The sequence below is a fragment of the Bacillus sp. CD3-5 genome (genome assembly GCF_006349665.1).
Lineage (GTDB): Bacteria > Bacillota > Bacilli > Bacillales > Bacillaceae_G > Bacillus_A > Bacillus_A paranthracis.
This window is the reverse complement of record NZ_VEPX01000002.1, coordinates 119,109-134,023: the sequence shown is the minus strand read 5'-3', so window position 1 is coordinate 134,023 and position 14,915 is coordinate 119,109. Positions and strand designations below refer to the sequence as shown.

Annotated in this window: 14 protein-coding genes and 1 pseudogene; 12 read left to right on the top strand and 3 right to left on the bottom strand. The window is 32.8% G+C overall.

Translation table 11 applies throughout. The annotated features are described in order from the left end of the window. The first annotated feature begins 230 nt into the window (after positions 1-230). Positions 231-779 carry a cysteine hydrolase family protein gene (locus FH036_RS05700; protein WP_044790700.1) on the top strand — a complete coding sequence of 183 codons (549 nt, stop codon included), beginning with the start codon at positions 231-233 and terminating at the stop codon, positions 777-779. 36 nt (positions 780-815) lie between these two features. On the opposite strand, the gene FH036_RS05695 is transcribed toward FH036_RS05700, so the two are convergent. After that, on the bottom strand, positions 816-1,265 hold the full coding sequence (locus FH036_RS05695) for an NUDIX hydrolase (RefSeq protein WP_000540509.1): 450 nt from the start codon (positions 1,263-1,265) through the stop codon (positions 816-818). Positions 1,266-1,491: 226 nt separating this feature from the next. Here FH036_RS05695 and FH036_RS05690 point away from each other — a divergent pair, with 226 nt between their 5' ends. From FH036_RS05690 to adhP, 5 genes are all read left to right on the top strand, one after another. Continuing rightward, positions 1,492-1,929 (top strand): Hsp20/alpha crystallin family protein, encoded by a 438-nt coding sequence (locus tag FH036_RS05690; protein ID WP_001245061.1) that lies wholly within the window; start codon positions 1,492-1,494, stop codon positions 1,927-1,929. 296 nt (positions 1,930-2,225) lie between these two features. After that, a complete protein-coding gene (locus tag FH036_RS05685) occupies positions 2,226-3,119 on the top strand; it encodes a mechanosensitive ion channel family protein (RefSeq protein WP_000055420.1) in 894 nt (297 codons plus the stop codon). A gap of 156 nt (positions 3,120-3,275) precedes the next feature. Then, on the top strand, positions 3,276-4,394 hold the full coding sequence (locus FH036_RS05680; RefSeq protein WP_474001840.1) for a GAF domain-containing sensor histidine kinase: 1,119 nt from the start codon (positions 3,276-3,278) through the stop codon (positions 4,392-4,394). A 14-nt stretch (positions 4,395-4,408) separates the two neighbouring features. After that, complete coding sequence (locus FH036_RS05675) at positions 4,409-5,059, top strand: response regulator (RefSeq protein ID WP_000694619.1); 651 nt, start codon at positions 4,409-4,411, stop codon at positions 5,057-5,059. A 462-nt stretch (positions 5,060-5,521) separates the two neighbouring features. Further along, complete coding sequence (gene adhP, locus FH036_RS05670; RefSeq protein WP_139895493.1) at positions 5,522-6,559, top strand: alcohol dehydrogenase AdhP; 1,038 nt, start codon at positions 5,522-5,524, stop codon at positions 6,557-6,559. Between the two features lie 298 nt (positions 6,560-6,857). Here the strand turns inward: adhP and FH036_RS05665 are convergent, their stop codons facing one another. After that, complete coding sequence (locus tag FH036_RS05665) at positions 6,858-7,877, bottom strand: ABC transporter permease (RefSeq protein WP_000836560.1); 1,020 nt, start codon at positions 7,875-7,877, stop codon at positions 6,858-6,860. Next, complete coding sequence (locus tag FH036_RS05660; protein WP_138322067.1) at positions 7,874-8,776, bottom strand: ABC transporter permease subunit; 903 nt, start codon at positions 8,774-8,776, stop codon at positions 7,874-7,876. The genes FH036_RS05665 and FH036_RS05660 overlap by 4 nt, the downstream gene beginning before the upstream one ends. A 409-nt stretch (positions 8,777-9,185) precedes the next feature. Here FH036_RS05660 and FH036_RS05655 point away from each other — a divergent pair. From FH036_RS05655 to FH036_RS05630, 6 genes and pseudogenes are all read left to right on the top strand, one after another. Beyond that, a pseudogene (locus FH036_RS05655) lies at positions 9,186-9,900 on the top strand (serine hydrolase domain-containing protein); the annotation flags it as partial. A 153-nt stretch (positions 9,901-10,053) separates the two neighbouring features. After that, a complete protein-coding gene (locus FH036_RS05650; protein WP_139895492.1) occupies positions 10,054-11,385 on the top strand; it encodes an erythromycin esterase family protein in 1,332 nt (443 codons plus the stop codon). A gap of 501 nt (positions 11,386-11,886) precedes the next feature. Continuing rightward, positions 11,887-12,075 (top strand): FGGY family carbohydrate kinase, encoded by a 189-nt coding sequence (locus FH036_RS27545; protein WP_002036301.1) that lies wholly within the window; start codon positions 11,887-11,889, stop codon positions 12,073-12,075. Positions 12,076-12,117: 42 nt separating this feature from the next. After that, a complete protein-coding gene (locus tag FH036_RS27540) occupies positions 12,118-12,336 on the top strand; it encodes a hypothetical protein (protein WP_139895491.1) in 219 nt (72 codons plus the stop codon). Between the two features lie 151 nt (positions 12,337-12,487). After that, the gene (locus FH036_RS05635) at positions 12,488-13,708 is read left to right on the top strand and encodes a tetratricopeptide repeat-containing glycosyltransferase (RefSeq protein WP_000526212.1); all 1,221 of its coding nucleotides are present in this window, start codon (positions 12,488-12,490) and stop codon (positions 13,706-13,708) included. A 34-nt stretch (positions 13,709-13,742) separates the two neighbouring features. Continuing rightward, complete coding sequence (locus tag FH036_RS05630; protein ID WP_070805930.1) at positions 13,743-14,897, top strand: CgeB family protein; 1,155 nt, start codon at positions 13,743-13,745, stop codon at positions 14,895-14,897. Positions 14,898-14,915 lie beyond the last annotated feature (18 nt).

Below are 14,915 nucleotides of genomic sequence, written 5' to 3'. Positions count from 1 at the left end.
TGTCAGTAATTTGGTTTATGATGCAAGTTAAGTTCCATTATCAAATTTATGACTTATCGATAGGGTCTATTTGTTTTACCATTGTTTAGCTATTATATGATAAACTCGGAATAAGGTAAGTTTCAGAAGAAAAATGTAGGTATTTCATTTGAAATGTCGAATAGTACATACGATGTCGTAATAACAAATTTTCTATTGTTTACTGTGAAACAGGAGAAGGAGAGATAGTAATGAAACGAGCTCTTATAAATATTGATTATACATATGATTTTGTAGCTGAGAAAGGTGCTTTAACATGCGGAAAACCAGGACAAGAAATTGAGAAGGAAATTGTCCATTTAACGAAGCAATATATTGAAAATGGAGATTACGTAGTCTTTGCAATCGATAAACATGAAGAAAACGATGTATATCATCCAGAATCAAAGTTATTCCCGCCTCATAACATAGCCGGTACAAATGGAAGGGATTTATTTGGTGAATTACAAGATGTGTATGAAACATATAAAAATGCAGAGAATGTATATTATATGGATAAAACACGATATAGTGCATTTGCAGGAACAGACCTAGAGATGAAGTTACGAGAAAGAGGAATAGAAGAAGTTCATCTTGTAGGTGTTTGCACTGATATTTGTGTTCTTCATACAGCAGTAGATGCTTATAATAAAGGGTTTAAAATTGTAGTTTATGAAAAGGCGGTTGCATCTTTTAATGCGCAAGGGCATGAATTTGCACTTGGACATTTTAAATCTTGCTTAAACGCAGAAGTGAAGTGAAAAAAAGAGGCCTTTAAAAAAGGTCTCTTTTTGCGTTTAAATTGAGACGAGGTTTTGCTCAATTAACTTTTTTATAAATGGGCTAATATTCTCTGGTAGCTTATCAAAATCAAAAAATTGTACACTTAATGATTCGATCCCATCAGCTTTTAGCAAGCCGCCTTTAATGTCTTTGCAAAGATATGCGATTGTTATAGGATAAAACTCATCCCCGTTTGGTAATTTTACAAAAAATTCTTTTCCAGAAAATACGCTTATTAACTGTAAGCTTCCTATTTCAATCCCTGTTTCTTCGAGCACTTCTCGTCTCCCAGCTTCTTCTGTTGATTCACCAAGTTCAACGAATCCACCAGGAACACCCCAAATACCATTTCGCCTTTGTTGAAGTAATATTTGTCCTTGTTCATTGAAAACAGCTACAGCAACTCCTGCTAGATTGAGTGGTCTTGATCCGACAAATTTTCTAAGTTCTTCAATATACCCCATTGTATGTAACCTCCGTAAGAAAAAATAAGAGCAAATATACTATTCGTTGTTATGTGAATATTTTCCTCTTTATAAGAGGGAGAGAAGTCATATAACTTATTTGTTTTATTTGGTAAAATATACATCAAAAAAGGTCAAATAAAATCTTTGACCTTTTTTGACCAAGTGTTATAATAAAGGCAGAAAGAGATAATCTTTCATTCATAAATAATAAGGAGGAAAAAATATGCGTAATTTATTTCCAGAGATAACAAAACGTCAAAATGGTATTTTTGATTTTGGGCCTTCTTTATTAGAAGGGATGACAGATGCTTTCTTTAAACCGATGAACATGGATACTTTTAAAGTAGATGTTCATGAACAGTCTGATAAATATACAGTAAAAGCAGATTTACCGGGTTTTCAAAAAGAAAACATTCAAGTTGAATTTGAACAAGATGTATTAACGATTCAAGCAACTAATCATAATGAAGTAGAAGAAAAAAATGAGAATGGCATATATATTCGTAAAGAACGTTCTATAGGTTCTGTAACTCGACGCTTTAATTTTCAACGAGTTGAGGAAGAAAATGTTAAAGCAAATTATAAAGATGGCGTACTGACAATTGAATTGCCAAAATTGAAAGAAGAAAAAAACAGTAAAACAACAATTAATATCGAATAAAAGAGCTGATAAATTCAGCTCTTTTTTTATCTAGTTAATGAATAAATTAGTTGAAATCGTAATGAGTAGAATAAAGTTTTAACGTTTAAAAAATTTCACGATTAGCTCCCCTTAGGTTATTAAAAAGGGTATATTTAAAGGGGAAGGAAAAGAACATCTAGACATACTGTTTAAAGTGAATTAGTAATAAAGTCAAAATACATAGTAAGGGTAGCGACGTTTTAGAGAAGATAATAGATTTTCCTAGAATAAACTGAGACGATTATGAATTTTTTAATTAGTAAGGAAGTGGTTAGATGAGTTTATTAACGTATACTGAAGAATTTTTTAATTATGTAAGAGAGTTTTTACTTTTAAGATTTTTACTATTTGCTTTCGTTCTAATCATTATTTCATTTGTCATAAACCGCATTATTGATTGGTTTTTTAGGAAATCAAGCTTTTTTGATGAAGAGGTAGAGCAAACGATTCAAAGTGTGATTCGATCTATTTTTAGATATATCATTATCATTAGTCTAATCATATATTTAATTAGCCAATTTGTAGATATAAAAAGTATCATTGCAGGTGCAGGGATAGCGGGGGTTGTTATCGGTTTTGCTGCACAACAGATGCTGAAAGATGTTATATTAGGCTTTGCGAGATTAGCGGACAAAGAGTTTCGTGTTGGCGATTTTGTTACTTTTAACGGAACAAACTCAGGAACGATTGAGGAAATTAGTATTCGTTTTATGCAAATTCGTGAATGGTCAGGAAAACTCCTTACCATACCACACGGAGAGATTAGAACGATACAAAATTTTAATAAAGGTTGGATGCGTGTAATTGAACGAATTACGGTAAGTTATCAGGAAGATCCGACAAGAGTTAAGGAATTGTTAGAGGAAGTTTGTGTGAATTGTAATGAAAAGTTGACTCCAAGTCTTTATAAAGTAGAGGATGAAGCTGTTGAACCTTTTAAATATGTAGGTGTTACAGATTTAAATCCGAATCTGAAATACGTTGGATATGAATTTTGTATTACAGGTTTAATAAAACCGGAAGATTATTTTGAAACTTCTAGACAAGTAAGATTTGAATTAATGTCTATGTTCCATAAGAATCAAGTGCAAATGCCAGCAGCAAATATGGTTGTTACTACTGAAAGTTTACAGCATAGCCAAGGTGGACAATATTTATCGGACAGCTAAAGTAGAATAGTTTGGTAACGGAAATGCTGCTTTCAGCATTGGATAGAAAAATAATAATAAAATGATTGATATAAAAAAGAGCTGAAGAAATTCAGTTCTTTTTAATTTGTAGAATTTAGAAATTTCTTAATGTTATAATGATAGATGGTGATGAAAATGAACTTTGAAGAAAAAGAGATGCATCGTTTAGAGGCATTAAAAGCAATTGCTGAATTATTAAATGAAGCAACAGACTTACAAGACATGTTGGAAAAAGTGTTACATACATTGTTACAAGTTATGAATTTGCAAACAGGCTGGATCTTTTTTATTGATGAAAGTGGAAAGCACCGTATGCTTGTGGATGAAAACTTACCGCCAGCTCTTACGTGGCAAGAGAAGAAGCCGATGTGTGAAGGAGATTGCTGGTGTGTAGAGCGTTTTGTGAATGGCAGGTTGGAAAAAGCGACTAATATTATTGAATGTAAGCGAATAGAGGATGCGATTGAATGTAATTGGGGAGATACCGAAAATGTTACGCACCATGCGACAATTCCCCTTAGGTCTGGATCAGAGAAGTTTGGTCTATTAAATGTGGCCTCGCCTCAAAAAACAAATTTTTCAGAGGAAGAATTAGCATTATTAGAATCGATTGCATTTCAAATAGGAACGACAATACAACGTATTCAGTTAGTAGAGAAAGAACGTAAATATGTAGTGGTAGCTGAAAGAAATCGATTAGCCCGTGATTTACATGATTCAGTAAAACAATTGTTATTTTCTATCATGTTAACCACAAAAGGTACTCTAAATATGACGCAAGATAGAGACTTGCAAGAGATGTTGAGCTATATTGGAGAATTATCACAGGAAGCATTACAAGAGATGACACTCTTGATTTGGCAATTAAGACCGGAAGGATTAGAGAAAGGGTTAGCTGAAGCAATTAAAAATTACGGAAAGTTGTTAGGAATTCACGTGGAAGTTCGAATTGATGGAATGGTTTCAATTGGTGATGAAATAGAAGAGGTTTTATGGCGTATTAGTCAAGAAGCGATACATAATTGTAAAAAACATGCTTCATGTGAAAAGGTACATGTTCTTTTAAAAATAGAAGATAACCAGTTGTATTTTTACATAGAGGATAACGGAATAGGATTTATACAAGAGCAAGTAAGAGAGTCAGCACTCGGTTTAAAAAGTATGAAGGAACGTATTCAGTTAATGAGGGGATCATTTCAAATAAAAACGGAGCTGAAAAAGGGTACGAAAATTGAAATTCAATTGCCAGTTTGAAGGGGAGAAGAAGGTTGAAAATTAAATTACTACTAGTTGAGGATCATCATATCGTTCGAAGAGGACTTATATTCTTTTTGAAAACGAGAGAAGAATTTGAAATTGTTGGGGAAGCAGAAAATGGAGAAGATGCGTTAACATTCGTCCAAACAAAAAGGCCAGATGTAGTATTAATGGATCTATCAATGCCGAAGATGGATGGCATCGAAGCAACAAAACGAATAAAACAATATGATGAAACGATAAAGATACTAATATTAAGCAGTTTTTCAGAGCAAGATTATGTTTTACCAGCACTTGAAGCCGGAGCAGATGGTTATCAATTAAAAGAAGTACAACCTGAGCAACTTGTAGCTTCTATTATTGCAGTACATGAAGGAAATACGAATTTTCATCCGAAAGTAACACCAGCACTATTAGGACGATCAGTAGTCAAGAAAGAAAAAGAAAACCCTTTTTCTATGTTAACGAAAAGAGAACAAGAAGTACTTCGTGAAATTGCGAAAGGGCGAAGTAATAAAGAAATTGCAGCAGTGCTTCATATTACAGAACAAACTGTAAAAACACATGTTTCAAATATTTTAGCTAAATTAGAAGTAGATGATCGTACGCAAGCTGCATTGTATGCAGTGAAACATGGGGAAAATAATAATAAGTATGAATAAATGTTTCGTATAGTATGACAGAATACATAAGAGCAATTAAAATGTTATAGTTAAGTCTAATAAAGGTGCTTTTTAGCCAAAATCGAATAAAAAGTGAAAGGCAGAAATGTTGATTTTATAACGTTTCTGCCTTTTCAATTTCATGTGATCTTACTTCGAAAGAGACTTATGAGACAGCCCCTTTTTTATTAGTGAATAGTTTGTTTATTTATTTTCTTGTAGAAATATGTGACTTACTTATAGCCAGTGATGACTCTCATTTAAAAAAATATAAAACGATTTATACAACAATTCAAACATCGTTCATAATTTCACAATTTGTTTTTGAAGTGTCATGTTATGATGAACATGTAATGATGATTGAACACTTAAACTTGGTACAATGATTAGCCAAACTAGTGAGGACAGAAGTTGTGAGATGAACTCATGAAAAATTCTAAAACACTAAAGGGGAGATCACATATGAAAGCAGTAGTAGTTAATAAAAATAGTAAAGCAAACATTGAAATTATTGAAAAAGAATTACGTCCGTTACACTCAGGTGAAGCGTTAGTAGATGTAGAGTATTGTGGAGTTTGTCATACTGATTTACACGTTGCAAATCATGATTTTGGAAATACAGATGGCCGTATTCTTGGTCATGAGGGTATAGGTATTGTGACGAAAATCGCTGATGATGTTACTTCACTAAAGGTGGGGGACCGTGTAAGTATTGCATGGATGTTCCAATCTTGTGGACGTTGTGAATATTGCGTAACAGGTAGGGAAACATTTTGCCGTGAAGTTAAGAATGCTGGTTATTCAGTAGATGGTGGTATGGCTGAACAATGTATTGTGACAGCTGATTATGCGGTGAAAGTACCAGAAGGATTAGATCCAGCTCAAGCATCATCAATCACATGTGCGGGTGTAACTACATATAAAGCTATAAAAGTATCGGATATTAAACCTGGCCAACCTATCGTAATCTATGGTTGTGGTGGATTAGGTAACCTAGCTATTCAATATGCTAAAAACGTATTTAGTGCAAAGGTAATTGCAGTAGATATTAATGACGATAAATTAGCCTTAGCAAAAGAGGTTGGAGCTGATATGACAATCAATCCAATTTCTCAAGGTCCTGCTGATAAGATTGTTCAAGATGAGTTTGGTGGTGCTTATGCTGCTGTAGTAACAGCTGTTTCAAAAGTAGCATTCAACTCTGCAGTTGATGCAGTACGTGCTTGTGGTAAAGTCGTTGCAGTAGGTTTACCAGTAGAAACGATGGATTTAAACATTCCGCGACTTGTATTAGATGGAATTGAAGTGGTTGGCTCTCTAGTCGGTACTCGTAAGGATCTAGAAGAGGCATTTATGTTCGGTGCAGAAGGAAAAGTAGTGCCTGTTGTTCAAACTTGTTCTCTAGATAAAGTACAAAATGTATTCGAAGAAATGGAACAAGGTAGAATTCAAGGACGTATGGTAATCGATTTTAAACAGTATAATTGTGATTGCAAATAATTCACATTAAATATAAAAAATATGAGTTTAACAAAGTACATGTAAAAAAGTTAGACTGCATAAAAAGATGATCCCTGTATGCAATGAGGGCACTGAAAAACTCCACTTCATAAGAAAAAGGATCCCATCACCTACTATATACAGATGACGGGATCCTTTTTAATTTCAACATATTGATGAAATATGTGTTATTTTTTCAAAGCAACCACTTTTTCAGTGGCCTCGTATGCAATAGGGATCATCTTTTTTATATTCTACTAATATCAATGCCAATCCATACTTGATTAATGAGACAGGATTAAAGGTTCACTTTATTTGCAAAAGAAAAAGAATCTTTACCTTTAACAAATTTTTTATGATCAGGAACGGTTTGAATTGCTACAGTTTGCGAATCTCTTGCTTTCAGTGCATCTTGAATCCCGATTGTCATAAGCTTAATAAATAGAATCGTAATAAAGAAAGAAGCGAGAGTATAAAAAATAATCCACCATGAAAGATTCATTTCATTACGATTTAAGCCAATAAGACCTGCCCAATCATTAGATAGAGAAACAGGTTTGAGTACTCCGTCATAGAGTTCACGCATTTGAATCCCGCCAATTACAATGTTAAGCAACGCTAAATGGATAACGAGTATGAGTGTTTGGACGATATGTTCCATAAATAATACAAATAAGCGGTCAAGTAATAAGACTCGTAAGTGTTTTTTCATAATATGAAAACGGCTAGCACCCAATAATTGTGAACTTAAAATGTAATCTCGTTTCATAAATTCATCAACCTCTGAGGATATATATAAAGAAAGTGTAGGCAGAGCGACGAAAATAAGTACGAGTACTTGATAAAACGTAAATGAAATATTTGGATTTAACCCATCAGCATTTGATGTGATTACAATATTAACGGGTGTGATGAGTATGAATGCGATAAATAGAGTTGGAATATAATAAAAAACTTCTGAGCATGCCTGGAAAAATCTCTTGAGTTTTGGAGCATATAAACTTAAGAGGATTCCTATACATGTTCCGCATAAAATTCGAAAGAAGCTAATTGCCACGGCTAATAGAATAGTAAATTTTGCTCCTTCTATAATTTGAAAGAAAACAGACTCTCCAAAACGATCAGATCCAAAAGGCGGAATTAACGACGGCGGAAAGGGAGCCTTTCCAAGTAATTCGTTATTGTCATTGTAAAGTAACTGAGGAGGTTTTGGGATGTTATCTTTAAAGAACCAACTATAAATAAAACTAGCTGAAATAAGTATAAATAAATAGGTAAAGCCGATTAAAAAGCGTTTTGATTTCCAAATAGATTTCATAATGCTACTCCTTTCAAGTGCTTTTGCCATCTATTCATCATGAATGAGGTTATTTGAAAAATAGTATAAAACGGTAAAATAATCATAACCAGTATGATAAATGCAGCTGGAGGTGAAATAAACGCCTTATTAAATAAGAATTGAATAATGCCTTCCATATTAAAAACAAATTCTAAAATGAATAAATTAGAAAGTAAGAAAACAAAAATCGTTTTTAAATGGTGGAAGAAGTGGATAGATATATTTTTGAATAAATGAATGCATAGTATATAACTTGATGAAAGGCCTTTTCCATAGGCAACCTCTACATAATCTTTTCCATGTTCTTCTTTTATGTATAACACCATCATCCGAAACATTTGTAATGTAGGTAAGACTGCTAAAGATACAATTGGGAGTAAATAAGCTCGATTTTCATTAAAAGAAATAATGGTGAAAGGAGCTTCCCCGAATTTCCTAAGTACCCATATGAAAAATATTTGCAAACAAATCATCATCATCATATCAGGGACAGCTTCTAATATGAACACAATTCGGTTTATCCATTTTTTTATATAATCTTTTGCTAAAAAATAAAAAAATGCCATGCTGGATGATAGAAAGAGCGCAAGTAAAAAGGCTAAAAATAATACAGTAAATGAATATAGGTAAGGTTCTAAAACAGTTGGGAATAAGGGTATTTTTTTGAAACCACCAAATTTTGGATCTGATCCTATCACTACTAATGATTCAGGGGAGAAAACATCTTTTAACATAGTAACAATCTGATTAAAAAAAAGAATTGGTTGAAAGGTAAATCCATTTTGAGTGATAAATAAATAAGGTAAATTTAATAATAATAAGAGTGATAAAAGAATTGATGAAAGCTTAATTGTGAATTGAGATATTTTATGTAACATTAAATCCCTCCGACATCTTTTTACAACATTATACAATAAATTCTGGTATATTTTTATATTTTTCTGAAAAATAAGAAATTGATTAAGTTTTATAATTATAATACGCTATATTTTTACATAAGGAAATTTCTATATTGAGGACCGGATTTCTATGTCTATCAAGAGGAATTCCTATTTTTTCTATTTTTGAAGCATTTACTTTACTTCAATTGATTGGCATTTGCTGTTATTCCAATGTTACAAAGTTAATAGAACTAAATTTTCTTAAAACAAAAACCACCGAAATATAGAAGTAGTTTTGAACGTAAGGAATTTGTAAGGAAGGAGTAAGAAAAAAGAGATTTTCAATGTGTATGATCAAAATATAGAGAAGAACGGGAGGGGGAGTAGTTACTATCTATTTATATAAAAACAAATATTGAATCATACAAGTGGTATTGCTGAATATATGAATTCAAAAGACTTCGATATTATGGATACAAAAAAATCGTATACGGCTGAAGAATTTGTAAAGATGGGGATTTCCCTTCCCCCAGACTTTGCCCCGGGAAAGGGTTGGTCTTATTCAAACACAGGATACGTATTACTGGGGATCCTTATTGAAAAAGTAACTGGCAACAGCTATGCGGAAGAGGTTGAAAATCGGATTATTGAACCTCTTGATTTGTCAAATACATTCCTACCTGGTAATTCAAGCGTGATTCCAGGCACCAAGCATGCCCGTGGTTATATCCAACTAGATGGAGCAAGTGAGCTAAAAGACGTTACGTATATTAACCCAGGTAGCTCGGATGGAGATATGATTTCTAATGCTGACGATTTAAATAAATTCTTCTCATACTTACTTACTTAGTGGTAAATTGCTGAAGGAACAGCAACTAAAACAAATGCTTACTACAGTTCCTACAGATAGAGAAGGAGCGGGATATGGTCTTGGAATCGTTGAATTTAAGCTTCCGAACGGTGTCTCGGTATGGGGACACAGAGGTAGCGTTCTAGGGTTTTCCACTTTTGTTGGTGGAACACTTGGAGGCAAGCATACATTGGCCGTCAATTTGAACAGCTTTAACTTTAGTAATCCTGATCCTTTTAAAAGTATTTTACTTGCTGAATTTAGGAAGTAGGCAAAAAGGCGAAATGGATAAGTTTTGTCATAGGTTTATAGTTTAAAATATATCATTTTGGTGCAAAAAACAACTTGCTCTAAAAAAATTTAATACTCGTAATTAAGTATAAAAGAACGCTATCGTTTTAAGTAAATATTTCAGGAGGGTTTTATGAAAAAGAAAATGATTACTGCACTTGGTGTTTCTGCTATAATACTGACTAATTTTGTAGGAAGTACTTATGCAGACTCTAAAACAGGAGTTTCTGTTACAGCTCCCTACAATAAAAATCAAATAGCGGAATGGTTAGAAATGCACGCGAAGCCTTTAAAAACAACAAATCCAAATACACCTTTTAATGATTTAAAACCATTTAAGAATATGGTGGGTTCAGCTTCAATTGTAGGTTTAGGTGAAGCTACGCATGGGGTTCATGAAGTTTTTACGATGAAAAACCGTATTGTAAATTATTTAGTATCTGAAAAGGGTTTTACCAACCTAGTTTTAGAAGAGGGGTGGGACAGAGCTTTAGAACTTGATCGATATGTTCTTACTGGTAAGGGTAATCCAAGCCAGCATCTATCACCTGTATTTAAGACGAAAGAAATGTTAGATTTACTTGATTGGATTCGGCAATATAATGCTAATCCAAAACATAAATCTAAAGTGCGTATCATCGGGATGGACATTCAATCAGTAAACGAGAATGTTTATAATAATATAATAGAATATGTTAAAAGAACCAATTCAAAACTTGTGCCGAGGATAGAAGAGAAGATAAAAGGTCTTATTCCTGTAACAAAGGATATGAATACTTTTGAAAGCCTTACGAAAGAAGAAAAAGAAAAGTATATTTCAGATGCTAAACAAATTAGTACTTTATTAGAGGAAAATAAAAGTTATTTAAATGGGAAATCTAAAGAGTTCGCATGGATAAAACAAAATGCTCGTATTATTGAACAGTTTACTACAATGTTAACGTCACTTCCTGATAAACCATCTGATTTATATTTGAAACATGATATCGCAATGTATGAAAATGCAAAGTGGACTGAAGAACATTTAGGAAAAACTATTGTATGGGGGCATAATGGCCACGTTTCGAAAACAAATATGCTTCCTTTTGTATACCCTAAAGTAGCTGGGCAGTATTTAGCAGAGTATTACGGAAAACGGTACGTATCTATTGGAACATCAGTTTATGAAGGACAATACAATGTCAAGAATAACAATGGTGAATTTGGCCCATATGGAATATTAAAATCGGATGATCCAAACAGTTATAACTACATCTTTGGACAAGTTAAAAAAGATCAATTTTTTATTGATTTACGTAAGGCAAACGGCGTGACAAAAACTTGGTTGAACGAACAACATCCAATTTTCGCTGGAGTAACTACCGAAGGGCCTGATATACCAAAAATAGTTGATATATCATTAGGTAAAGCGTTTGATATACTTGTTCAAATTCAAAAAGTGAGTCCATCTCAACTACATCAATAAATTTAGAATAATGTACCTTAATGAAGTGTAGTGTTAAGTGTCAATAGAGTTGTTTGAATATGTCAGTTAGGTTATTTTCATTAAAGGATTATTAAATGGAATAAATGTTTTCAAATTAGAGACGATGTGGGATAGAAGCACAGTATCATCAAGTTAACAAAATAAAATTCTACCTAAAATGAAAAAATACGCTATTCTTTCTATAGAATTATAGGAAAGGATGGCGTTTTTTTATTTAATCTATTATTATAATTTGCTCAAGGAATCTAAAACTTTTTCTCCCCTAACATATTACGCAATCTTGCTAAAAATTTTAAGTTTGTACAACAAACCACATATCCATTAAGCTAAAGAACAAGTTAATTAAAAACTAGAAAAAGAGTGTGTTTCGAAACGGATATTATGTAACTTTACCGGACGGAAAAGCTACATATAGTATGTAAATGAAATGGAATAAGGGGATTTATTTTTTGTGATGAAAAAATTTTCTAATTGTTATGGATGAAAGAAGAGGAGCCAGAATTATATAAAAGTACTTATAAATTTATTTCTATTAAAGAGTATGGGATTTATCAATTATTTTCACGCTACGTAGTTGATGATTCTATTGCTTCTGCTACAGGGTTATTCAATTTAGAAACGTTAAATTGGGATGTTGATGTGCTGGGAATATTAAATATTTCTACATAACAATTATCAACTCCAGTACCAACTACATATATTTTATCGGGTATGAAATCAGAATTAGCACCAAAGATGGGGATTCGTAAAGATACTCCAGTTGTTATTGGTGCAAGTGATGGAGTTCTTGCGAATGTAGGCGTTGGTGCAATATCGCCTGGCTCAGCTGCAATTACGATTGGAACTTCACCAAAAGATCCAGGGATTATTGATTCTATTAAACTAGGACTTGGTAATACGTTAGGATTTTTAGAAATAGTTTTAGCATGAGGAACGATGCATGAAATATATCCCAACATAAAAATAAGAATAAATAAAATGAAGTTTTCATAAATAGTAAAAGAATGATTATGTCATCAGTGTAGCTAAGAAATGATGTTACATATGGAGAGAGCGTGTTAAAAAAATATGAGGTGGTTAAATGGGAAATGAGCAAGTGAAGAATGTAGGGGAAGAAAAAAAGTTATGTCTTTGTATGATTGTTAAAAACGAGTCTAGAATTATGGAAAGATGTTTAAATGCTACGAAATCAATTGTAGATTTTGTTTCTATTTGTGATACTGGATCAACTGATCATACGCCTGAAATTATTGAAAATTGGTGTAAGGAAAATGAGATACCTGGGACGGTTCATCATGAGCCGTTTAAAAACTTTGGTTATAACAGAAGCTTAGCTGTATCGTTAGCGCAAAAAACATACCCAGAAGCAGATTATTTATTAATATTAGATGCGGATATGATTTTAGAGGTTGATCCGAATTTCGATAAAACGAGCTTAACGGAAGACCATTATCTTACATTACAATATGATATTCATATTAAGTATTGGCTTACACGGCTTTTAAAAGCGTCTTTACCATGGAAATCAGTCGGTGTTACTCATGAGTATTGGGATATAGATCGTTCCAAAGTTGGAGAGGATTACAATACGAGAGTAGCTAGACTGGAGACGCTTGTCGTTAATGACCCTGGTGATGGTGGGAGTAAAGCGGATAAATTTGAAAGAGATGAGAGGCTGTTGTTACAAGGGCTGAGTGATCCAGAAACTACGCCAGATTTGCATATAAGATATTTATTTTATTTAGCCCAAACGTATTTTCATTTAAGTCAATTTGAAGATTCGATTAAATGGTATAAAAAACGAGTGGAAGCAGGGGGATGGGTTGAAGAGGTATTTTATTCGTTATTGCGAATAGGATTTTGTTATGAACAATTAGCAACTCGTTCAGCAAATAAACAACTTGAAGTAACAGAAGTGGATGAAAAAGAAAATGCTAAGAAACAAGAAGAGCAATATACAGCATTAGCTGTTCTTTATTTTCAAAAAGCGTGGGAATATAGACCAACTAGGGCTGAGCCATTATATCAACTTGCAAGAATGTATCGATTAAAATCTCAAAATAATATTGCTTTGATGTATGCTCTGCAAGGGAAGGAAATTCCTTTTCCGAAAAATGATCTTCTATTTGTAGATTATCATGTGTATGATTACTTATTTGACTATGAAATTTCTATAAATGCTTTTTATATACCACATAAAAAGCATTTAGGTGCAGTGTCACAAAAATTTTTGGAATCGAAAAAAGATGAGTTACCGTTGCATATAGCAAATATGGTAGAAAGTAATGCGAAATTTTATTAAATACAATTTCGGTTAAAGGAGTAGTGGAGTAATAATGGAATTAATACGATGGGCGCTAGAACTAGGAGAATCTGTGCATGGAAATACGTATGAAGAATTGTTGCCACTACTAGATTATTATTATGATCGTGATCATTTAAAAGCGTATTGTATCGCAAATCTTCTGTTAAACATGGACGTATCAGATGAACATCAGCAAAGAATTGAATTAAGAAGGTGCATTGCTGCTTATTATGCTGGACTATATAAAGTAGCAAAAAAACATGCAAAGGATCTTTTACTGAAATATCCGGATGTAGATTTATATAAGAATAATTTAAGGCTAATGGAAGCTTATTTGAATAAAGAATATGATTATTGTTTGTTTATATGTCCAAAGACGTATGGTAGTTTTATAGATGTTGCGCGAGCTTTGAAATGGCGATTGGAGCAAGAGGGAAATACAGCAATCATATCAGAAACAATACTCGAAAATGTGGGGAATACAATTGTTTTTGGAGCGCATACATATGCACATAGCCCACATCTCCTTCCGAAAAATGCAATTATTTATAATTTAGAACAGCTATATGAAGGAAGCCCTTATGCGCATCCTCTCTATTTAATGTTATTAAAAGATAAGGAAATTTGGGAATATAGTAAACAAAATATAGAATGGTTAAAACAAAGAGGAGTAGGAAAAGAAATAAAACATGTAGGCATGAACTATGCACCAACTTTAGAAATAAAAAAAGATGCATTTGATGAAGAATTAATTGAAGACATTGATATACTGTTTATAGGTGCTCTTAACCCAAGACGGCAAGCTATATTGGATCAATTAAAAGTCGTTGCCCCGAATTTAAATATTGTTTTTAAAAATAATGCATGGGGAATTGTTAGAAATGAGTTAATTGCTAGGTCTAAAATTATATTAAATATCCACTTTTACTTATCTGGTATTCTTGAAACTCCTCGAGTTTCTTATGCAGTGGCAAATAAGAAATTTATTATTTCGGAAAATAGCAACCCGGAGGACGAAATAGATTGGCCAGGTATTGTATTTACTCCGTATGAAAAAATAATTGAAAACGTAATGAAATATATAGAATTACCAGAAGAACGGAAAAGATTAGCGGAAAAAGCATATAACCATTTTAAAGCAAATGAAAGTTTAGGTACATTGAGCATGAGAGATGAAACAAAGTAATTGTACGAAACTCATACG